The organism is Bacillus sp. 22483, from assembly GCF_052044605.1.
In the GTDB taxonomy this organism is placed as follows: Bacteria; Bacillota; Bacilli; order Bacillales; family Bacillaceae; genus Bacillus; species Bacillus altitudinis.
The window spans coordinates 141,839-162,090 of sequence record NZ_JBQENU010000003.1 but is presented as its reverse complement, the minus strand read 5'-3'; the positions used below and the strand labels follow the sequence as shown (position 1 = coordinate 162,090).

The following is a 20,252-nucleotide window of genomic DNA, read 5'->3' as shown; positions in this document are numbered from 1 at the left end:
TTCACCTCATTTGAATGAATAGAGGGGACTAAATGTTTTTGCATATGTTTCAAATTCTCTTAAAGCCTCTTGGCGTGTATCACTTGCTACTAATTGTTCTTGAAGCTCTTCAATTTTTTTGACAAGCGCACTGCCGACAACGACACCATCACTCATTTTATTCATTGAGTCTACTTGTTCTCTTGTTGAAATACCAAAACCTACAGCAACTGGTATATGACTCAGCTGTTTTACTTGTTGAATAAAATCTGTAATCGATGCGTCGAAAGATTGTCTGACACCTGTGACGCCAAGAGATGAAACACAATACACAAAACCTTCTGCCTGCTCTACAATTTTTTCTAATCGTTCCTTGCTTGTTGGTGCAACGAGTGATATATATGAAATGTCGTGTGCTTGACAGTTCTTCTTCAGCTCGCTGCTCTCTTCAAAAGGCAAGTCGGGTGTTAAGAGCCCCGAAATATGATTTTTGCGCAGTAAAGCGAAAAAGTATTCTGTGTCTAATTGTAACACAGGATTATAATACGTAAATAGAATTACAGGAATTTTTACGCCGTTTTTTTTCATCTTTCCTGCTAATTCTATCGCTTTTACGATATTCATACCATGATGAAGTGCTCTTTTAGAAGCTCTTTGAATGACGGGGCCGTCCGCTAACGGATCGGAATACGGAACACCTAGTTCAATCGCATGTGCCCCTGCTACTTGAAGCGCGAGGGCTAAATCAATGGTGATCTCTTCTGATGGATCACCCGCTGTAATAAATGGAATAAATAATTTCTGACCTTGCTCTAATTGAAATGTGATCATTTTGTTTCACCCTCACTTTCAAGCACATTCATTAATGTATGCACGTCCTTATCTCCTCTGCCTGACAAGCAGACAAGAACAATGTCGTCTTCACTCATGTTCTGGCTCATTTCAAACGCTTTTGCTAAAGCATGTGCAGATTCGATCGCTGGCAGGATTCCTTCTTTTTCTGTGAGCAGCTTTAACGCATCTAGTGCTTCTTGATCTGTCGCACTCACATATTGAACCCGGCCGCTCGCATGCAAATACGCATGCTCTGGACCGATCCCCGGATAGTCTAATCCAGCTGAAATCGAATAAGGCTCAATAATTTGACCAAATTCGTCTTGAATCAAGTATGTCAAAGATCCATGTATGACACCTTTTGTCCCTTTCGTGATGGTCGCTGCATGAAGCGGAGTGTCGATTCCTTTCCCAGCAGCTTCTACACCAATGATATCGACTTCTTCATCTAAGAACGCCCGGTACATCCCTATCGCATTGCTCCCGCCGCCAACACAGGCAACGACTTTATGAGGAAGCTGCCCTTCCTTTTCAAGTATCTGCGCTTTTGCCTCATCTCCGATCATCCGCTGAAATTCACTGACGATTTGAGGATACGGATGAGGTCCAACGACTGAGCCGATCATATAAAAGTGGTCACTGCAATGCTGGACCCAATAGCGGATGGCTTCATTGGTTGCATCCTTTAATGTTCCGTTCCCGCTTGTGACAGGTATGACTTCAGCGCCGAGCAGTTTCATTCGGAACACATTGAGTGATTGTCTTTCCACATCTTCTTTTCCCATAAATACAGTGCAGGATAAACCGAATTTTGCGGCCACTGTTGCAGCAGCTACACCGTGCTGACCTGCTCCTGTTTCGGCGATGATATTTGATTTTCCCATTTTTTTTGCTAGCAGTGCCTGCCCAAGCGCATTGTTAATTTTATGAGCGCCTGTATGGTTTAAATCTTCTCTTTTTAAATAGATTTTAGCACCACCGAGATATGCCGATAATTGATCAGCGTATGTGAGTGCAGTTGGTCTGCCTGAATAGTTTTTCAAAAGCGATATATATTCCTTTTGAAAAGCAGGGTCTTCTTTTAATTCACGAAAAGCTTGTTCGATCTCTTCTAGTGGCTGCATAAGCGTTTCAGGAACGAATTTCCCTCCAAATTCTCCGTATCTGCCAATCTCATTTGGATATGCGTACATGGTTCAACATCCTTTCTTCGAGCACTTTCATCTTTGTACTGCTTTTCTTCCCGTTTTCTTCTATACCGCTTGAAAGGTCTATGGCGTCTGGACCAAAAGCAAGCAGATCTATTATGGTGTCTGGCGTGATCCCGCCAGCAATGGCGCAAGTTTTTCCCAGTTGTTTTGCATGCTGAACATATGAAGGCACCGCCTCCCATGCAAAAGCTGTTCCAGAACCGCCTCTCATTCCTTTTACTTTCGCATCAATGAGAAAACCGTCGACACTTGGAGCAAATGCCGTCATATGTTCAAGTGTGTTGTTTACATCGGGCTCGTGATGGAACACTTTCCAAACGAGCGCCTTCGTTTGTTGTTTGATGTCGCTTGCATCTTCTGGCGTCTCATCGCCATGAAGCTGCACAATATCTAAGGGGAGGTTGTTTGTGATCTCGCACACTTTTGGTGTTTTTTCATTCACAAATACCCCCACTATCTCTTTTTTGCATTTTACTTTTGACAGCCAGTGTTTCACTTGATCTGGATCAACTCGTCTTTTACTCGGCGCAAAAATAAAACCGATGGCATCCGCTTGAGATTGCGAGATGCATGCGACATCCTCTTGTGAGACAGCCCCGCAATATTTTAAGTAAGGCTTACTTTTCTTCATTCTCCGAACAATGCCTGAACGGCTTTCTCCTGTGATTGTTCCCTCATTAAAGATTCACCAACAAGAACGGCGTTTGCTCCGTGCTGTTTCACAAAGGTCAGATCATCAAATGTCTTTATCCCGCTTTCACTTACTAGTAATACGTCTTTTGGAACAAGTGGCGCGATCTCTTTTGTTTGTTCAACAGTTGTTGTAAACGTATTGAGATTCCGGTTGTTCACACCGATGATCTCAGGAGTGAATAGGTGTAAGATCTTTTCTAGTGTATGTGCTGCATGTACTTCAACGAGGACATCAAGTCCTTTTTCTTTCGCTTCTGTATAGAGCTCATACAGCTTTTGCGGCTCAAGCACCTCTCCAATTAATAAAATGGCATCTGCCCCTATCCGTTTCGATTCTTCTACTTGTATAGAGTCAATAATGAAATCTTTTCTTAAAATAGGACGTGTGATGTGTTCTTTAATAAGAGACAAATATTCGTTTTTCCCTTGGAAAAACGGTTCATCCGTTAAGACAGATAAACAATCTGCATTTGATGCTTCGTATGCTTTTGCTGTCTGTAAAGGATCAAAATGAGGCTGAATGATGCCTTTGGAAGGAGACGCTTTTTTCACCTCAGCAATCAGTCCGATCGAGCGGTGAGGATTCATAAGGGCTTCTTTAAATGATTGTCTTTCATAATGTCCTTCCTCAGGTAATTGCAAGGTTTGCACATGTTCTTTTTTACGGGCGATAATTTGATTAAGCATAGATCTCTTCCTCTTTCGTTTTTTGTTTTAGACGGGCTAATTGTTCTTTAGCTGATCCGTTTTTGATCGTTTCTAATGCTTTCATTGTGCCTGCCATCAGACTCTCTGCTTTTCCTGCCACATATAATGCGGCCCCAGCATTAAGCGCTGTAATATGAAGCGGTGCTCCACCCGCTTGATAATTCAATATATTCTGAATTAATTTGGCACTTTCTTCTGGTGATTGAACCTGAATGTCTGATAAATGCCCTTTTTCAAGTCCGAAGTCTTCTGGGTTTAACGTATATTCTGTCATGACACCTTTTTTGAGTTCAATGATGTATGAATTTGCTGTAATGGTTAATTCATCCAGCCCATCATCTCCGCAAACAAACAGGACATGTTCTGGCTCTAAAGGAGCAAGAGCTTTCGCCATGAGCTTTGCCTTTTCCTTTGCATACACACCGATGATTTGCTTTTTGGCCTGCATCGGGTGGCAAAGCGGTCCTAATAAGTTAAATACCGTCCGAAATCCGAGCTGCTTGCGTACGGCGGCTACTTGTTTCATAGAAGAATGATAGAGCGGTGCAAATAAAAAGCCCATGTTTTTCTGCTGTATTTGCCGTCTTGTTTCTTCAGGTGTGGATTGAATTTGAATACCAAGACATTCTAGCACGTCAGCACTCCCGCTTTTAGAGGAGACGGAACGATTTCCGTGCTTGGCGATTTTCGCCCCAGCAGCCGAAGCAACGATGGCAGCGGCTGTTGATATATTAAATGTTGATAAACCGTCGCCTCCTGTCCCGCACGTATCAACAACATCAAGTGACCTTTCTACTGGTGCTGCATGCTGCCTCATGGCTTTCACAAAGCCTGTCATTTCTTCGGCGGTTTCTCCTCGATGCGCTAAAATAGATAGACTAGCAGCGACTTCAGCATCTGTTAACGAGCCGCTCATCATATCATGCATCAGGCCATTCGCTTCTCCTTCTGATAGTTTTCCTCCCTTAACAAGAGCTGATAGTCGTTGATTCATTTGGTACACTCTCCTTTTCTGAGAAAATATGTTCAGCAAGCTGAATGGCTTTTAGAAGTGCTCCTGCCTTATTACATGTCTCTTCCCATTCGTTTTCTGGAACGGAATCAGCGACAATGCCGGCACCTGCTTGTATAGAAGCAGTCTGATGTTTGACGCTCATTGTGCGAATGGTAATACAGGAATCGATATTGCCGTCGAAACCAATATAGGCAATACAGCCGCCATACGTCTCTCTTGGCTCAGGCTCCATTTCGTTTAATAATTGCATCGCCCTAATTTTTGGGGCGCCTGTCAATGTGCCTGCTGGAAAAGCGGACATAAGTGCGTCTACTGGATGTGTATCCTGCTTCAGCTTCCCTGTCACAATAGAAATAATGTGCATGACGTGCGAAAAGTTCACGACTTTTGTAAAAGTTGGGACAGACACACTGCCGTATTCTGCCACACGTCCCACATCATTTCGAGCCAGATCCACCAGCATGTAATGTTCTGCTTTTTCTTTTTCATCATCGAGCAACTCTCTTGCTAGTGCATCATCTTCTTCTTTTGTCATTCCTCGTTTTCTTGTACCAGCAATTGGATGGATTTCTAAGTGTCCGTTTTTCGCATGGATTAATCGTTCTGGCGAGCTTCCGACTAAGTCTCGATCTTTTAATTTCATAAAATACATATACGGTGATGGATTGACGATCCGAAGCACACGATATAATTCAAATGAGCTCACTGTCACTGGAATGTCAAAACGCTGAGAAAGCACACCCTGAAAGATATCACCCGCTCGAATATACTCCTTGATTTTTTCGACATCCTTTAAAAATTTTGCTTTTTCATAGGTAGACGTCACCTGTTCAAACGAAGGGGGTTCATTCATATTCCCTGAGATAATCAGTTCTTTCATATCAATTTTTGTATGAAGCTGCTGTATCATCAGTTCAAGCTGCTTTTGATTTTCTCGATAAACCAGAATTTTTTCTTCCTCTGTTTCATGACCGTTCAGCTGCGTGTACTGAATAAAATGAACTTGGTTTGTTTCGTGATCAAATGCGATCATTGTTTGGCAAACAAATAATGTGCAATTATCTGTTGTTGATGCATTCGGATGCGGCTTGACAGACGGCTCAATGTTTGGAATGAGGTCGTAACTTAAGTACCCTACGGCTCCGCCAGTAAATGGAATATCAATTTCAGGTGTCTTGATTTGATATTGCTCTTTCATCCAGTCAAGCAACTCTTTCAGCTCCGCTTTTTGCATCACTGTCTTTCCCGCAGCGTCACGAGCAATATAATGGTCTTGCTCGTCATGTAATGTTAAAAAAGGATGTAATCCGATAAAGGAATATCTCGACCAGCTAGAAGATTCGTCTTTGCTTTCTAGCAAATACACAATATCCTGTTTCAGTTTCTCAACAATTTGAATGGGTGAGAGCGTATCAACTGTAATGGTTTCAACAATCGGGATGGTTTTGTAAAACTGACTGTCTCTTAAAAATTGGGTAAGGTTTGATTGGGATTTCATAAGCACACTCCTTAAATGGAATTAAGGAGAATGAGGGGACATCTTGAGGATTTGTTTGAGTATACGAAATAAGCCTAAAAGAGGCTTCGCTCTTTTAGGCAGTATGATTAAATAGAAGTATCGTATCTCTGCTCAACTCTACTCATCTCAACTACCCTAGTCTCATTCTCATCTTCTCTAAGCTTGCAATGCCGTTCACACCTGTGTGTAAACTTCGGCTGTTCATATCGTATTATAATTCCTTGTTTTTTGTCAACTGTAAATCAGGCCGAAGCGTGACAGCCTCTTCCAAGTATACGTGCTGGATGTCTTCCTGCTTGACATCTGTCTGAACGGTCATTAAAACGCGAATACACTTCTTTAGACCTCCATCAATGTCAAGCTCTTGCATACAAGTGACAGGCACATAGGTCCATCCTTCAAACTGCCTGAGTGCTTTTGCTGGAAAAACAGAGTGAATATCTTGTGTAGCTGAAATCAAGATCTGCACGACACGCTCTGGATCTACTTGATTTTTTGAAATGATCGCTTCTAGCAGCTGCTTCGTTTTGGTTAACACTTCTGTTTCTGTATCTTCTGTCACAGTTGTAGCCCCGCGTATCCCGCGAAACATCATAGACAGCCCTCCTCCCGTTTCCATTCTTCGAGCCAGTGATACAGCTCATCTTTTGTGAAAGATTGCAGGGTGACGTCTCCAACTTGTTTTAGCAAAACAAACTGAACACTCCCGCCTCTTGCCTTCTTATCACCAATCATGCGATCGACAAATGTTTTGGTTGAAATCGTTTGTGTGACTTGTACTGGGAACCCTAGTTCTTTCATCCACAATTTAAGTTTCTCACGATCTAGGCTGAGTCCTTGCTCTTTTTCACTGACATATAAAGCAAACTGCATGCCAATTGCAATGGCATCTCCATGCGTGATCGCACCGTATCCATACTCCGCTTCAATGGCATGCCCTAGTGTATGACCTAAATTCAAGTATGCCCGCACACCTTGTTCTTTTTCATCTTCTTGAACAATGGATGCTTTCACTTGAATCCCTTGATAAAGCATATGTGCCAGTTCATCCCTTGATAATTCTGTCAACGAACGAATGGACATCAGTTCTGATAAAAAGACTTCACTTGAAATCAGTGCATGTTTTATCACTTCTGCAAAGCCTGATCTCAGCTCTATTGGTGAGAGTGTCTCTAGCATACTTGTATCATAGATGACAGCAGCCGGTTGATGAAACGCACCAATTAAATTTTTGCCGAGCGGATGATTGATTCCGGTTTTTCCGCCGACTGCACTATCATGTGCAAGCAGCGTGGTCGGTACTTGAATAAAATCAATGCCTCTCATATAAGTGGCAGCAGCAAAGCCAGCCAAGTCTCCAATCACCCCGCCTCCTAATGCAATGATGCATGAGGAGCGGTCGAGTTGAAATTGGATGGCTTTCGTATGAATCTGCTCAAACTGCTCAAAAGATTTTGATTGTTCTCCGTTTGGCACCACTACTTTTTGTACAGACCATTTCTGTTTAAGTAATTGAACCATTTCATCTCCATAAAGGGCATCGACGGCTGAATCTGTCACGATAAAGAGCTTCGTGTAGGATCGCCCAGTGGAAGTAATCAAGTCTACGATATTTTGTCTAATCCCATCACCGATATATACAGGATAAGTGGCTGAAGACGTCTTCACTTCCAGTGTTTTCATTAAAACTCCCTCTGAAGCTGGCGCATTTTGTCCACATTTTCTTTAATGCGGTCAATTTGATCAAGACCAAACTGCTCAACCACTGCATTGGCGATTTCCCATGCAACGACTGCTTCTGCCACAACACTTGCGGCTGGTACAGCACAGCTGTCAGAACGCTCAATACTTGCAGAGAAAGGTTCTTTTGTCTCAATATCCACGCTTTGCAATGGTTTGTATAAGGTTGGGATTGGTTTCATAACCCCTCTTACGACGATTGGCATGCCAGTTGACATTCCGCCTTCAAGACCACCTAAGCGATTTGTTTTTCTCGTATAGCCTTTTTCTTCATCCCAGATGATTTCATCATGAACTTCACTGCCATTTTTAGAAGCCGCCTCAAAGCCAATACCGAATTCAACTCCTTTAAAAGCATTGATACTCAGTACTGCGCCCGCAAGCTTGCTATCCAGTTTGCGGTCATAGTGCACGTAGCTGCCGACTCCAACTGGCATCCCTTCAACGATGACTTCGACAATACCACCAATTGAATCGCCGTTTTTCTTCGCTTCGTCAATGGCATCCATCATTTTTTGACCAGCTTCACTGTCATAGCAGCGAACAGGTGATTCTTCTGTTACTTTTTGCAAATCTTCAATAGATTCATAAGCGGTATGGGAAGCTTTTACTCCACCAATTTCAAGGACGTGACCAGCCACTTTGATTCCAAGGTGAGCCAAAATTTGTTTCGCTACTGCACCTGCTGCTACACGAACCGTTGTCTCGCGTGCTGATGAGCGCTCTAATACGTTTCTCATATCACGGTGACCATATTTAATCGCACCATTTAAATCCGCATGCCCTGGTCTTGGACGAGAGATTTGACGCTTCATTTCACTCTCTTCTTCTTCAGTAATTGGCTCTGCACCCATGACCTTTGTCCAGTGCTTCCAATCATTATTTTCAACAACAAGTGCAATAGGAGAACCTAATGTTTTCCCGTGGCGGACACCACTTAACACTTTCGCTTGGTCTTTTTCAATCTGCATTCTTCTTCCGCGGCCATGACCTTTTTGTCTTCTAGCCAGTTCATAATTGATGTCATCCTGCTCTATGTAAAGTCCCGCTGGAACTCCTTCAATAATTGTGGTCAGTTGTGGACCATGTGATTCACCTGCTGTTAAGTACCTCATGACTTATTCTCCCTTCATCGCATTAACGCTTTTAAGTAAAACTATGATAACACACTTCCTACTAAAAAGTCAGCTACTACCCCTTCTTTTGATAAAAGAAAGTATCAGCAGAGGTTAGTCCAAACTTTTCTGGGTGAAAAATTTGTTCTGTAGAACCAACAAATAATACGCCGTTTTGCTTTAAACTGCTGCTCATTTTTAAGTAAATTTCTTCTTTCGCCTCTTCTGTAAAGTAGATGAGGACATTTCGGCACACGATGAGATCCAGCTGTTTTTCATATGGATCTGCTAAAAGGTTGTGTTTCTTAAATTGAATGTGCTTTCGAATCTCATCCTTCACCGTGTAAAATGAAGAATCTTCTTTGGTGAAATATTTTTGCTTGATTTGATCTGGCACCTCTTGCAAAGATCGTTCATGATATCTTCCTTTTTGCGCAGATTGCAGGACTTTATCATCTATATCCGTTGCAATAATTTGGAAGTCCTTCACAAGCGGATGGCTTGATAGCAGCATTGAGAGTGTATACGGTTCTTCTCCAGTAGAGCAAGCTGCACTCCATATTTTTAGGGTGCCGCTGTTTTTTGAAAGCAGCGGCAGGATTTTTTGATCAAGTACTTCCCAGCGCTGATAGTTTCGGTAAAATTCTGACACATTGATCGTCATTCGATCCATCGTTTCATCTAATAGCGCTTTGTCCTTTTCAAGAGCAGACGCAAATGCCTCAAAATCTTTATATCCTTTTTTATCATAAAGAGATGTTAATCTTCGTTTCATTTGTGCTTCTTTATATAAATTCAGATCTACCCCAGTTAACTTTTTCCATTTTCCAACAAATACTTGATACTGATCCATCAATGTCCTCTCCTGTCTCATCTATCTTTGTCCTAGTATAGCTGTTTTTATCATAAATTTGTATCATCTCATGCGAAAAATCGTATAGAAATCTCAATATAAAAAAGCCAAAGTGATCATTTGATGAACACTTTGGCTTGAACATTAATAAATCCAGCTTGAGATCGTTTGATCCCAGTTTGTCAGTTCTTCTTGTTTGAAGAAAAGGTTGATTTCTCTTTCGGCACTTTCTGGTGAGTCTGAGCCATGGATAATGTTTTTGCCAACAGTTAATCCATAGTCGCCTCTTATTGTTCCTGGAAGCGCTTCCTTCGGATTTGTCTTTCCAATTATCTGCCTTGTTACGTCTACGACTTGTTCACCTTGCCATACCATCGCAAATACAGGTCCTGACGTAATAAAGTCAACCAATTCACCGAAAAATGGTTTTTCTTTATGCTCTCCGTAATGTGTTTCTGCTACTTCTTTTGGAATGCTCATGAGCTTTGCTCCAACAAGCTGAAGCCCCTTTTTTTCGAATCTTGACACAATTTCACCGATTAATTGTCTTTCCACACCATCAGGTTTGACCATAAGAAATGTTTTGTCCATATACGTTTTCCACCCCGTCGTTATGTATGTATAGGCTTACATTGTTACAAAGTGATCGTATCATTTTTTTTTATAATAATCAATTTTTGACAAAAAATTTCACAAAAAAACCAATCAACGAAACGTTGATCAGAATTTTCGTTTACCTATATATTTTGCAATCGACGCTAATGAAGATTTAGCCCGCCCGCGCGGAAGTTGATCGAGCTGTTCAAATGCTTTTTTCAAATACATTTCACTCACTCGAATGGAACGGTCGATCGCATCTGTTTGTTTGAGATGTTCAATCACAGGTTTCAGCTGCTTTTCCGTCGTTTCACTATTGATCAGCTTCAACTGACCTTCTAACGTCGGGTTCTGAAGCGCGTATAAAACGGGAAGAGTGACATTTCCTTGTAAAAGGTCCCCGCCAACAGGTTTGCCTAATTCTTCTTCAGTTGATGTAAAATCAAGGACATCATCAATGATCTGGTACGACATACCAACATAGTACCCAAACCAGTAAAGGGCTTTATGTGTTTTTTCATCTGTTCCAGCTGCAATCGCACCTAATTGGCAGCTACCTGCAATAAGCAAGGCTGTTTTTCGTTTAATTCTTCTTAAATATGTACGAAGGTTTTGGTCCATGTTGTATTTATCTTTGACTTGTTCTATTTCCCCAAGACAGAGCTCGACGACCATTTTTGACAAAATTTCATGTGCCATTGGGTGATTGATTTTCGTCATGTACTCGAGTGATCTTGCAAATAAGTAATCCCCCGTGTACATCGCAATTCTGTTGTCCCATTTTGCTTTAATCGTCGGTTTTCCTCTTCTCAGTTCTGCATCATCAATGACATCGTCATGGACAAGTGATGCCATGTGGATTAATTCAAGCGCTACGGCTACATATTTAATTTTATTAATATCATAGTCACCAAACATGCCTGAAAGGAGAACAAAAACGGGGCGGATTCGTTTTCCGCCCGCTTGCAGCAAATGAAGACCGGCTTCACTTAATAATGCATAATCAGAGCGAACGGTTTGTTCAAGCTCTTTTTCAATTATATCGATATCATGATTTAGAAAAGAAATCATTGCTTTTAGTTTCATTATTTTCACCCAAATATCGTTTATTCAAAGCTTCTTTCCGATATGTGTTGCTGCTACACCGCCTGTAAATGGATGATACGTGACATCAGACAGACCGGCCTCTTCAAAAAGAGACGCCAGTTCTTTCATGCCAGGGAACGTTTTGGCTGATTCTTGAAGCCATGAATACTCCTGATAGCTTTTGGCAAACAGCTTGCCAAAGAGCGGCATGATGTATTTGAAATAGACATAATACCCTTGTTTAAACCCAATCATCTCAGGCTGTGATGTTTCAAGGCAGACAACCATTCCACCGGGTTTTACCACTCGTGTCATTTCCTTTAGCACTGTTAAGTAATCAGGGACATTTCGAAGGCCAAAACCGATTGTGACATAATCAAATGAGTTGTTCTCAAAAGGAAGCTCCATTGCATTGCCGTGGAGCAGCTCAATTTGATTGTAGCCGCCTGTTTTCACCTTCGTTTCGCCAACACTCAGCATATTTTTACTAAAGTCAAGGCCTTTGACCTCGCCTGTTTCTCCAACAGCATCTGCCAGCGCAATCGTCCAATCGGCAGTTCCGCAGCATACATCTAGTGCTTTGGCTCCTTTTTGAACATTCATGAGCTTCATTGTTTTATCGCGCCATTTTTTATGCTGTTTAAAGCTAATGACAGAGTTCATTTGGTCATAGTTTTTATAAATTTTTTCAAATACACCGTGTACTCGCTGTTCTTTTGATTGCTGCATGACTTACCCTTCTTCCACTTTCTGATGGTACGCAGGTTCATTTTTCATATGATCCAAGCGATTTAATAGCTCTTTTTGAACGATCGGAGATGAAACTAGATGCTCCTTTATTGATCGTTTGGCCTTTTCATAGCCTTCACTTTCAAAGTTGTCAAAACATGTATAGGCGTCCGTATAGCTATCGTTCAAAAAAAGTTTTAAATGTTTGTCGTCTTCTGCTTGTTTCATAAAACGTTTATAAACAAGGAAGCGACTTGCAATTTCATTCCAATGCGTCAATTGAAAGTGCTCAGAAATTCTTTGGAATAGCGCAGATTCTACTGTAGCAACACTTTTATAAAAGTGGGCTGCATCTTGAATGGATCGATCATATAGTCTAATTTTATGTTCATTAATCTCTTTGATCGCCGTGGCAAGAGTACGGATCATGTAAATATCTTTCATGTCAGAGAGAAGAGAGTAATAGAGACCGCTGAAATAGTCTCCTGCTAGGATGGTCAACTGACGATTTTTGAACTCGTCTTGTTTGATGGCTGCAGCAGTTGTGACTTCGTCATGGGTATCAAGGGCAATTTGCACAAGCATCGCCGTTAAAATATAATTTTCTTTTTTCTCAGCATCGATTTGAGCTTCATCAAACATTGCATGAAAAAGAAGGAGCTTATCTTCATCGATGAGCGGCGCACGCAAATGCTTCGCCAAATAAGGATGAGAAAGCTTTTTGTTTAATTTTATATTCAGATTAGATAAAATTCCGTAGATGTCTTGCAAAGATATCACCCTTGTCCCAAAAATTACAGTTTCATATGTAGCTCTCTACATTGTATAGAGATTTATTATACCATATCAGGCCTGACTTTCATGCTATCAAGTGCATAGTCGTGCGTTATTTCTTTGCTTCGCTTTGAATTTCACCGAAGCTTGTTTGAATGACAGCATCGCCCCGCACTTTGATGGCTGATGTGTGCTCAGTAAATTGTGCGATAATGACTTCACCTTTATCGAGCTTTTCGGAATGGTGAAATCTTGTATCGGAACCTCTAGTTAAGCCGATCACATTGACACCATTATCAATGGCTTTAATCACCACAAAATCAGATGCTTTATTTTCACTCAATCTGTTCACCTTCCATCTATGGATTAGTCGTTTTTAATAAATGAAAGCACTTCTGCTCTTGCTGCCGCATCATTTGCAAATGTACCGCGTACGGCTGAAGTGACTGTTTTAGCGCCGGGCTTCTTCACTCCGCGCATCGTCATACACATATGCTCTGCTTCAACGACAATCATCACACCATGTGGATTTAAAGTTTCCACCATACTATCTGCAATCGTTGATGTAATGCGCTCCTGAAGCTGCGGGCGCTTTGCCACGGCTTCTACTGCTCTCGCCAGCTTGCTGAGTCCCGTTACTTTTCCGCCGCGCGGAATATAAGCGACATGGGCTTTGCCATAGAATGGCACAAGATGGTGTTCACACATTGAATGAAAAGCAATATCTTTGACAAGAACAAGTTCTTCATGATCTTCACCAAAAATGGTTTTAAAATGTTCTTTTGGATCTTCATTTAATCCCGAGAACACTTCTTCATACATTTTTGCTACTCGTTTTGGGGTATCAAGAAGTCCTTCACGATCTGGATCTTCTCCGATTGCTTTTAATATATCGCGTACCGCGTGTTCGATTAATTCTTTATTTATTTCACTCATGTATTATATCCTCCAAAGGCGATTACATTTCATTCAGATTCTAGCACACTTCAGATCCTAAAAGCAAAGGAGAGCGTTCTAAACAAACCATTTGATTCAAAAGGAAAAGCCCCTTATCAAAGGGGCTTTTCTAGACCAGTGTGAAACTGTATATGTATAACTCCTTCAATAGGATCATTACACATAACGATTATTTACCTGCCACCGCGTCTTTAAGTGCTTTACCTGGTTTGAAAGCAGGTACTTTGCTTGCAGGGATTTCGATCTCTGCACCAGTTTGTGGGTTACGTCCTTTACGAGCTGAACGCTCACGTACTTCAAAGTTACCAAAACCAATAAGTTGGATTTTGTCACCATTTTTAAGTGCATCTAAAATTGTATCAAAAACAGAATCAACTGCTTTTGTCGCGTCTTTTTTAGATAACTCGCTTGCTTCAGCAACCGCGTTAATAAGTTCTGTCTTGTTCATGCCTTTCACCTCCTCCCAAAAATATGCATTCATAGATTGTTATCATTTCTTCACAATTCATCTTCTTTCTATACACTTTTTTTGAAAAAAAGAGCGTCTAGAAAGCGTCATACATGGCTTTTCATTAGAAAACTTCTCTTTGAAGGAATGTTTGTCCAACAAAGTGAAGATTTTCTGTAAGTAGATTAACACATATGAAATACCATATCAAGCATTTTAAAGGGAAGAATCCTTATTCGTCAAGGATTAAGGGCACTTTTGCGAACGAATATTCCTAATTTCAGCCTGAATCTGACTAATCTTTATACAATTGTCTTTTTATGACTTCACCTGCACGCAAAAAAAGACCCCCATCAATGAGAGGTCTCACATCCTATAGAATAATCGCGATCAGACCGCCTGATCCTTCGTTAATAATTCGTTCAAGCGTTTCCTTTAGTTTATACCTTGCATTTTCCGGCATCAGCGAGAGTTTTGCTTGAATGCCTTCTCTGACAAGCGAGCTGAGTGAGCGTCCAAATATATCGGAATTCCAGATAGAAAGCGGATCATCCTCAAAGTCTTGCATTAAGTATCGGACGAGCTCTTCACTTTGTTTTTCTGTTCCGATAATCGGCGCAAACTCACTTTCTACATCTACCTTAATCATATGAATAGATGGTGCGACTGCTTTTAATCTGACGCCGAATCTTGATCCTTGCCTAATGATTTCCGGCTCATCTAAACTCATATCCGACAAAGCTGGTGCCGCAATTCCATAACCAGTCTGCTTCACCATTTTTAAAGCGTCAGACACTTGATCATACTCCGTTTTCGCATGTGCAAAATCTTGCATGAGCTCAAGAAGGTGATCTTTGCCCCTAATTTCCACACCAACCACTTCTTTTAGGATATGATCATATAGATCATCCGGCGCATACAGATCAATTTCTGCGATCCCTTGACCCATTTCAATGCCTGCTAAGCCCGCTCTTTCGATAAAATCGAATTCACTGAACTGACCTACCACTCGGTCAACATCTCTTAATCTCTTAATATCCTTGACGGTTTCTTTCACTGAATCCTGATAACTCTCTCTTAGCCAATGATCTTCTTTTAGTACCATGACCCAGCTTGGCAGGTTCACATTCACCTCAAGCACTGGGAATTCATATAATGCTTCACGAAGTACACTGAGGACGTCTTGTTCTCTCATACTTTCGACACTCATCGCGAGTACAGGAATATCATATTTTTGACTAAGTTCCTGCCGCAGTGCTTCTGTTTCAGGGTGATAAGGTCTCACAGAGTTGATCACCATAATAAACGGCTTTCCAACTTCTTTGAGTTCGTCAATGACACGTTCTTCTGATTCAATATAGTCATGTCTTGGGATTTCCCCAATTGATCCATCTGTTGTAATCACAACACCAATGGTTGAATGCTCTTGAATGACCTTGCGTGTACCAATTTCCGCTGCTTCATGAAACGGGATTGGCTCTTCATACCACGGCGTATTAATCATTCTCGGACCATTTTCATCTTCATACCCGCGTGCACCAGGCACGGTGTAGCCTACACAATCGACAAGCCTAATGTTGACATCCAGGCCGTCACTCACGTGAATGGATGCCGCTTGATTTGGCACAAATTTTGGCTCTGTGGTCATAATGGTTTTTCCTGCTGCGCTTTGCGGCAATTCATCCTGTGCTCTTGCACGGTCTGCCTCATTATTGATATTCGGGAGCACCACGAGCTCCATAAACTTTTTAATAAACGTAGATTTCCCTGTACGAACAGCTCCAACGACTCCTAAATATATATCGCCTCCTGTTCGTTCAGCGATATCCTTGAAAATATCGACTTTTTCCAAGTGATCCCCTCCCGGACTTGCTATCCTCGTTTTCAAATAAAATACTCTATACTTCAATCAAACGGTGCTTGAAAGGTGTCAGGACAATATATGTGTATGACGTTGTCCTATTTGAATATGACACCTTTTTTGTTTTGAGAGTATGTTTAGCCATAAAAAAACCTTTCTCCTCATTTATATGCAGAGGAGAAAGGTTCATTCTTGTTTATGACGTCTTTTTTTCTAAAAAAGCCGGCTCACCTTTTTTGTTGATCGTATATGGAACAGAAAACGCTGGTACAAACGGGGTTTCCTGCCAATAGACATCTTGAATATTTTCACCTGGTTTCAGCTTTTGTTTCGTATTTTTCAAAATCTGGGCAAAATCACTGCGATAGTCAACATAGATTTCGCCATTTGAGGAAATCAGTAATGGAAGTGATTCACCCGTGACAGGGCTCGTCACTGTAGGCGGTGCTTTTAACCCTAGTTTTTTTTCATTTAACGTATATAAATCTTTGGATACTACTTTGCCATATGGCGGATATGTATGTTCATCTTGATATATTTTGATCCTTAGACGTAATTCACTGATCGTTTGTGTCATTTTGACATCAAGCAGTTTCACCGTTGGGTTTTGTTCGACGTCTGTGAGGACATAGATATATTCGCCCCCGCCTTCAAAAGATGTCGACGGTACATCGTGTAAATATCTTGGTGACAGACGCTTAAAGTCAATGACATACTTCTGATAAATCGGTGTGTCGCCTTCTTTTGTTTCAATCGGTAAAAGGCCATTTGTCGCTTTTTGAAAATCTTCAATCGCTGTCTGCACACTTTGCAGCTGCTCTTTATATGGCACGCGGTTTTCAGCTTTGCGATTCTCTGGATAGAGGCACCCCGTAAGTAAAATAAGTGTTAACAGCATGACACTGATTTTTGCTTTGATCATCACATTCTTCCTTTTTCTTTATTCATTGACCGGCCCGCTAACTACAACTAAAAACACAATGATACCTGATATGAGCATTAAGCTGTACGCAACAGTCGAAGCTGTTATTTTCAGAAATCGGCTCTTCAGCTTAAACCTACTCAGATAAATGGTTACAACGGCTAAAAACATGAGCCCCATTGAACCAAGCGCAAACCACATCTTGATTAAAGCAAAACTCATCGTGCCTGTCCCCCTTTAATATAAACGAATTGTAAGCGTTTATATTTCATTCTAAACCAAAATTAAGTAAAATATCAATCATTTTTCCAATCATTCAGAAAAAAGTGAATAAAAAAACTGAAGCAAAGAGGGGGACTCTGCTTCAGTCATTAGGTCGACTATTTTTCCTCATTCTGTAGAGGCAAAGCTCTATTCAAACTTCATTGTTATGTTATGCAAGTCTTCCCCTTCTTGCATCCTCTACACGCCTAAGTTCAGTCTTCCAATTACTTTGTTTGGTTTTCGAACATGTTCACAAGGTCTTCCATCTCATGTGTTTTCACACGTGCCATTAAGGATTCTACAGCATCGTCTACCTTTTTCCCTTCAAATAGGACGCCGTAAAGAGCCTCTGTAATCGGCATACTGACCTTGTATTCTTTGGAGAGCTGATAAGCGCCTTTTGTTGTGCGGACGCCTTCGACAACCATCCCCATTTTTTCAAGCACTTCTTCGAGCTTATATCCTTTACCGAGTAAATTCCCGCAGCGCCAGTTACGTGAATGAACACTTGTACATGTGACAATCAAATCTCCAACACCTGTTAACCCGGCAAACGTAAGAGGGTTTCCTCCCATTTTTGTGCCGAGGCGGGCGATTTCAGCAAGACCCCTTGTGATGAGCGCTGCTTTCGCATTATCGCCATATCCGAGTCCGTCTGTGATCCCTGCCGCAAGAGCGATGATGTTTTTCAGCGCCCCGCCAATTTCCACCCCAATCACATCAGGGTTTGTGTACACTCTGAAGTTGTTGTTCATAAACAAATCTTGAACAAATTGAGCCGCTTCAATATGTTCTGATGAAACTGTAACAGTTGTCGGATGACGCAAGCCAACTTCTTCAGCGTGACTTGGTCCTGACAGGACAACAACTGCTTCTCTTTTTGCTTCTGGGACTTCTTGTTCAATCATTTGAGAAATTCTAAGAAGCGTATCTGGTTCAATTCCTTTACTGACATGAACAAATGGCACCTTTGACGTAATGAACTCATTTGCCTGTTTCAATACTTCTCGAATGGCCTTTGTTGGCACAGCGACAATAATCGCATCTGTCCCTTCTAGTGCCTGTTTCATATCTGTTGTCGCTTGAATAGATGCTGGCAATGCAACATTAGGCAAGTAATCATGATTTTCATGTTTCTCATTGATTTGATCAATTAATTCTTGTCTATGTCCCCACATGTGTACATCATGATGATTATCAGCTAATACAAGCGCAAGAGCTGTTCCCCAGCTCCCTGCTCCAAGTACTGAAATTTTCTTCATCCTGCTCACCCTTTTTATTTTCTCGCTCTCGCAAATATTTTAATTGGTGTTCCTTCAAAACCAAATGCATCTCGAATTCGGTTTTCTAGGAAACGCTCATAAGAAAAGTGCATAAGTTCTGGATCATTTACAAACACAACAAAGGACGGCGGTTTGATCGCCACTTGTGTTGCATAGTAAATTTTCAGACGCTGTCCGTTATGGGTCGGCGTTGGGTTCATCGCTACAGCATCCATGATAATATCGTTTAGAATGTTCGTTTGAACGCGCATCGCATGATTTTCACTAGCGGTAATAATTGTTGGCATTAACGTGTGAATTCTCTTTTTCGTAAGAGCAGACATGAATAAGACAGGTGCATAATCAAGGAATTGAAAATGCTCACGAATGTTTTGCTCAAATTCCTTCATTGTACGCTCGTCTTTTTCAACAGCATCCCACTTGTTCACAATGATCACAACGGCTTTACCCGCTTCGTGTGCGTAGCCGGCAATACGTTTATCCTGTTCAATAATGCCTTCTTCACCATCAAGAACAACAGCGACAACATCCGATCGATCAATGGCTTTCAACGCACGGAGTACACTGTATTTCTCTGTTGTTTCATATACTTTCCCTTTTTTCCTCATACCTGCTGTGTCCACAATGACAAAGTCACGTTGGTTGTACGTAAACATTGTATCTACAGCGTCTCTTGTTGTACCAGCAATGTTGCTGACAATGACACGTTCTTCACCGAGCATCGCATTCACCAAAGAGGATTTCCCTACATTTGGGCGGCCGATTAAGCAGAACTGGACCACTTCTTCATCATACTGTGTATCTGGTAAGTTTTTGAAATGCTCTGCGACAGCATCAAGCAGATCACCTAGACCGAGTCCGTGCGTTCCAGAAATCGGATACGGTTCGCCAAATCCAAGTGCATAAAAGTCATACACGTCGCTTCTCATTTCAGGGTTGTCCAATTTATTGACAGCAAGTACGACAGGTTTTTTCGTGCGATATAAAATTTTTGCGACTTCTTCATCCGCAGATGTGACGCCATCTCTTCCATTGACCATAAAGATAATAACATCCGCTTCATCCATTGCGATTTCAGCCTGATGGCGAATTTGCGCCAAAAACGGCTCATCTCCAATATCAATTCCACCAGTATCTATTAAATTAAAGTCATAATTTAACCATTCAGCAGAGCTATAGATTCGATCTCTTGTTACACCAGGTGTGTCTTCTACAATCGATATTCTTTCGCCTGCGATTCGATTAAAAATTGTAGATTTTCCAACGTTGGGCCTTCCAACAATGGCTACGACAGGTTTACCCATAGTACCCTTCCTTTCAATCCAGCCGCGATTCAATATGTTCATCATCATGTTTCAACCGGGATTTATAATTTTCATTCAGTTTTATGAAATAAACCCTTCAAACATGAAGGGTTCAACTTATATATTATATCAATTTTTAATCAGACCACAATGAATAACTTAAAAATGTTTGACGATCAAGTAAAGATCTTCTCCAATGCCGTGTGCAATTCCATCTAAAATGGCCTCTAAATTCATGGCATACATGTCGAGCTCTTCTTTATTTTCACAGAAAAAAACGGCTGTTCCGCCAATGACCCGCTCTTTATTTGTTGTCGCCACAGCCAATATAAATTGTTCAATGGTGTTCGCCATGCCCTA

23 protein-coding genes are annotated in these 20,252 nt (G+C 41.3%); all 23 read right to left on the bottom strand.

Features of this window, described 5'->3' with window-relative positions; genetic code table 11:
• Nucleotides 1-6: 6 nt before the first annotated feature.
• The gene (gene trpA, locus ACTJJQ_RS06220; protein WP_440600026.1) at nt 7-810 is read right to left on the bottom strand and encodes a tryptophan synthase subunit alpha; all 804 of its coding nucleotides are present in this window, start codon (nt 808-810) and stop codon (nt 7-9) included.
• On the bottom strand, nt 807-2,006 hold the full coding sequence (gene trpB / locus ACTJJQ_RS06215) for a tryptophan synthase subunit beta (RefSeq protein WP_007500937.1): 1,200 nt from the start codon (nt 2,004-2,006) through the stop codon (nt 807-809). Before trpB ends, trpA begins: the two co-directional genes overlap by 4 nt.
• Nucleotides 1,987-2,655, bottom strand: coding sequence for a phosphoribosylanthranilate isomerase (locus tag ACTJJQ_RS06210; RefSeq protein ID WP_251185249.1), 669 nt, complete (start codon nt 2,653-2,655; stop codon nt 1,987-1,989). Before ACTJJQ_RS06210 ends, trpB begins: the two co-directional genes overlap by 20 nt.
• Nucleotides 2,652-3,404: an indole-3-glycerol phosphate synthase TrpC gene (gene trpC / locus ACTJJQ_RS06205; protein WP_024718509.1), complete on the bottom strand. Its 753-nt coding sequence runs from the start codon at nt 3,402-3,404 to the stop codon at nt 2,652-2,654. Before trpC ends, ACTJJQ_RS06210 begins: the two co-directional genes overlap by 4 nt.
• The gene (trpD, locus tag ACTJJQ_RS06200; protein WP_342494793.1) at nt 3,397-4,419 is read right to left on the bottom strand and encodes an anthranilate phosphoribosyltransferase; all 1,023 of its coding nucleotides are present in this window, start codon (nt 4,417-4,419) and stop codon (nt 3,397-3,399) included. Before trpD ends, trpC begins: the two co-directional genes overlap by 8 nt.
• Nucleotides 4,391-5,938, bottom strand: coding sequence for an anthranilate synthase component I (trpE, locus tag ACTJJQ_RS06195; protein ID WP_193803699.1), 1,548 nt, complete (start codon nt 5,936-5,938; stop codon nt 4,391-4,393). The genes trpD and trpE overlap by 29 nt, the downstream gene beginning before the upstream one ends.
• Nucleotides 5,939-6,170: 232 nt before the next feature.
• A complete protein-coding gene (aroH, locus tag ACTJJQ_RS06190; protein ID WP_008344549.1) occupies nt 6,171-6,554 on the bottom strand; it encodes a chorismate mutase in 384 nt (127 codons plus the stop codon).
• Complete coding sequence (gene aroB / locus ACTJJQ_RS06185) at nt 6,551-7,642, bottom strand: 3-dehydroquinate synthase (protein ID WP_440600025.1); 1,092 nt, start codon at nt 7,640-7,642, stop codon at nt 6,551-6,553. Before aroB ends, aroH begins: the two co-directional genes overlap by 4 nt.
• Nucleotides 7,642-8,814, bottom strand: a complete 1,173-nt coding sequence (aroC, locus tag ACTJJQ_RS06180; RefSeq protein WP_007500947.1) for a chorismate synthase — start codon at nt 8,812-8,814, stop codon at nt 7,642-7,644. The genes aroB and aroC overlap by 1 nt, the downstream gene beginning before the upstream one ends.
• A gap of 76 nt (nt 8,815-8,890) precedes the next feature.
• Nucleotides 8,891-9,667: a CheR family methyltransferase gene (locus tag ACTJJQ_RS06175; RefSeq protein ID WP_008344547.1), complete on the bottom strand. Its 777-nt coding sequence runs from the start codon at nt 9,665-9,667 to the stop codon at nt 8,891-8,893.
• 144 nt (nt 9,668-9,811) lie between these two features.
• Entirely contained in the window at nt 9,812-10,258 is a 447-nt protein-coding gene (gene ndk, locus ACTJJQ_RS06170; RefSeq protein WP_003216015.1) for a nucleoside-diphosphate kinase, read from the bottom strand.
• A gap of 129 nt (nt 10,259-10,387) precedes the next feature.
• Nucleotides 10,388-11,350: a heptaprenyl diphosphate synthase component II gene (gene hepT, locus ACTJJQ_RS06165; protein ID WP_007500951.1), complete on the bottom strand. Its 963-nt coding sequence runs from the start codon at nt 11,348-11,350 to the stop codon at nt 10,388-10,390.
• A 24-nt stretch (nt 11,351-11,374) separates the two neighbouring features.
• On the bottom strand, nt 11,375-12,079 hold the full coding sequence (locus ACTJJQ_RS06160) for a demethylmenaquinone methyltransferase (RefSeq protein WP_440600024.1): 705 nt from the start codon (nt 12,077-12,079) through the stop codon (nt 11,375-11,377).
• Nucleotides 12,080-12,082: 3 nt separating this feature from the next.
• Nucleotides 12,083-12,850, bottom strand: a complete 768-nt coding sequence (locus ACTJJQ_RS06155) for a heptaprenyl diphosphate synthase component 1 (RefSeq protein ID WP_024718505.1) — start codon at nt 12,848-12,850, stop codon at nt 12,083-12,085.
• 115 nt (nt 12,851-12,965) lie between these two features.
• Entirely contained in the window at nt 12,966-13,196 is a 231-nt protein-coding gene (gene mtrB / locus ACTJJQ_RS06150; RefSeq protein ID WP_008344541.1) for a trp RNA-binding attenuation protein MtrB, read from the bottom strand.
• A gap of 23 nt (nt 13,197-13,219) precedes the next feature.
• Entirely contained in the window at nt 13,220-13,789 is a 570-nt protein-coding gene (folE, locus tag ACTJJQ_RS06145; RefSeq protein WP_003215789.1) for a GTP cyclohydrolase I FolE, read from the bottom strand.
• A 190-nt stretch (nt 13,790-13,979) separates the two neighbouring features.
• Nucleotides 13,980-14,258, bottom strand: a complete 279-nt coding sequence (hbs, locus tag ACTJJQ_RS06140) for a non-specific DNA-binding protein Hbs (RefSeq protein WP_003215863.1) — start codon at nt 14,256-14,258, stop codon at nt 13,980-13,982.
• Nucleotides 14,259-14,631: 373 nt separating this feature from the next.
• Nucleotides 14,632-16,110 carry a stage IV sporulation protein A gene (spoIVA, locus tag ACTJJQ_RS06135; RefSeq protein WP_008344534.1) on the bottom strand — a complete coding sequence of 493 codons (1,479 nt, stop codon included), beginning with the start codon at nt 16,108-16,110 and terminating at the stop codon, nt 14,632-14,634.
• A 205-nt stretch (nt 16,111-16,315) separates the two neighbouring features.
• On the bottom strand, nt 16,316-17,041 hold the full coding sequence (locus tag ACTJJQ_RS06130) for a hypothetical protein (protein WP_007500961.1): 726 nt from the start codon (nt 17,039-17,041) through the stop codon (nt 16,316-16,318).
• 18 nt (nt 17,042-17,059) lie between these two features.
• Entirely contained in the window at nt 17,060-17,263 is a 204-nt protein-coding gene (locus tag ACTJJQ_RS06125; protein WP_024718503.1) for a DUF2768 domain-containing protein, read from the bottom strand.
• 266 nt (nt 17,264-17,529) lie between these two features.
• Complete coding sequence (locus ACTJJQ_RS06120; protein WP_008344529.1) at nt 17,530-18,567, bottom strand: NAD(P)H-dependent glycerol-3-phosphate dehydrogenase; 1,038 nt, start codon at nt 18,565-18,567, stop codon at nt 17,530-17,532.
• A 14-nt stretch (nt 18,568-18,581) separates the two neighbouring features.
• Nucleotides 18,582-19,892, bottom strand: coding sequence for a ribosome biogenesis GTPase Der (gene der, locus ACTJJQ_RS06115; RefSeq protein WP_008344528.1), 1,311 nt, complete (start codon nt 19,890-19,892; stop codon nt 18,582-18,584).
• Nucleotides 19,893-20,051: 159 nt separating this feature from the next.
• Nucleotides 20,052-20,246, bottom strand: a complete 195-nt coding sequence (locus ACTJJQ_RS06110) for a capping complex subunit for YIEGIA (protein WP_008344527.1) — start codon at nt 20,244-20,246, stop codon at nt 20,052-20,054.
• Between the last annotated feature and the right edge of the window lie 6 nt (nt 20,247-20,252).

Coding starts and splice junctions, on each gene's coding strand:
- trpA (WP_440600026.1), bottom strand. CDS start 810: ATGATCACATTTCAATTAGAGCAAGGTCAGAAATTATTTATTCCATTT.
- trpB (WP_007500937.1), bottom strand. CDS start 2,006: ATGTACGCATATCCAAATGAGATTGGCAGATACGGAGAATTTGGAGGG.
- ACTJJQ_RS06210 (WP_251185249.1), bottom strand. CDS start 2,655: ATGAAGAAAAGTAAGCCTTACTTAAAATATTGCGGGGCTGTCTCACAA.
- trpC (WP_024718509.1), bottom strand. CDS start 3,404: ATGCTTAATCAAATTATCGCCCGTAAAAAAGAACATGTGCAAACCTTG.
- trpD (WP_342494793.1), bottom strand. CDS start 4,419: ATGAATCAACGACTATCAGCTCTTGTTAAGGGAGGAAAACTATCAGAA.
- trpE (WP_193803699.1), bottom strand. CDS start 5,938: ATGAAATCCCAATCAAACCTTACCCAATTTTTAAGAGACAGTCAGTTT.
- aroH (WP_008344549.1), bottom strand. CDS start 6,554: ATGATGTTTCGCGGGATACGCGGGGCTACAACTGTGACAGAAGATACA.
- aroB (WP_440600025.1), bottom strand. CDS start 7,642: ATGAAAACACTGGAAGTGAAGACGTCTTCAGCCACTTATCCTGTATAT.
- aroC (WP_007500947.1), bottom strand. CDS start 8,814: ATGAGGTACTTAACAGCAGGTGAATCACATGGTCCACAACTGACCACA.
- ACTJJQ_RS06175 (WP_008344547.1), bottom strand. CDS start 9,667: ATGGATCAGTATCAAGTATTTGTTGGAAAATGGAAAAAGTTAACTGGG.
- ndk (WP_003216015.1), bottom strand. CDS start 10,258: ATGGACAAAACATTTCTTATGGTCAAACCTGATGGTGTGGAAAGACAA.
- hepT (WP_007500951.1), bottom strand. CDS start 11,350: ATGAAACTAAAAGCAATGATTTCTTTTCTAAATCATGATATCGATATA.
- ACTJJQ_RS06160 (WP_440600024.1), bottom strand. CDS start 12,079: ATGCAGCAATCAAAAGAACAGCGAGTACACGGTGTATTTGAAAAAATT.
- folE (WP_003215789.1), bottom strand. CDS start 13,789: ATGAGTGAAATAAATAAAGAATTAATCGAACACGCGGTACGCGATATA.
- hbs (WP_003215863.1), bottom strand. CDS start 14,258: ATGAACAAGACAGAACTTATTAACGCGGTTGCTGAAGCAAGCGAGTTA.
- ACTJJQ_RS06130 (WP_007500961.1), bottom strand. CDS start 17,041: ATGATCAAAGCAAAAATCAGTGTCATGCTGTTAACACTTATTTTACTT.
- ACTJJQ_RS06125 (WP_024718503.1), bottom strand. CDS start 17,263: ATGAGTTTTGCTTTAATCAAGATGTGGTTTGCGCTTGGTTCAATGGGG.
- ACTJJQ_RS06120 (WP_008344529.1), bottom strand. CDS start 18,567: ATGAAGAAAATTTCAGTACTTGGAGCAGGGAGCTGGGGAACAGCTCTT.
- der (WP_008344528.1), bottom strand. CDS start 19,892: ATGGGTAAACCTGTCGTAGCCATTGTTGGAAGGCCCAACGTTGGAAAA.
- ACTJJQ_RS06110 (WP_008344527.1), bottom strand. CDS start 20,246: ATGGCGAACACCATTGAACAATTTATATTGGCTGTGGCGACAACAAAT.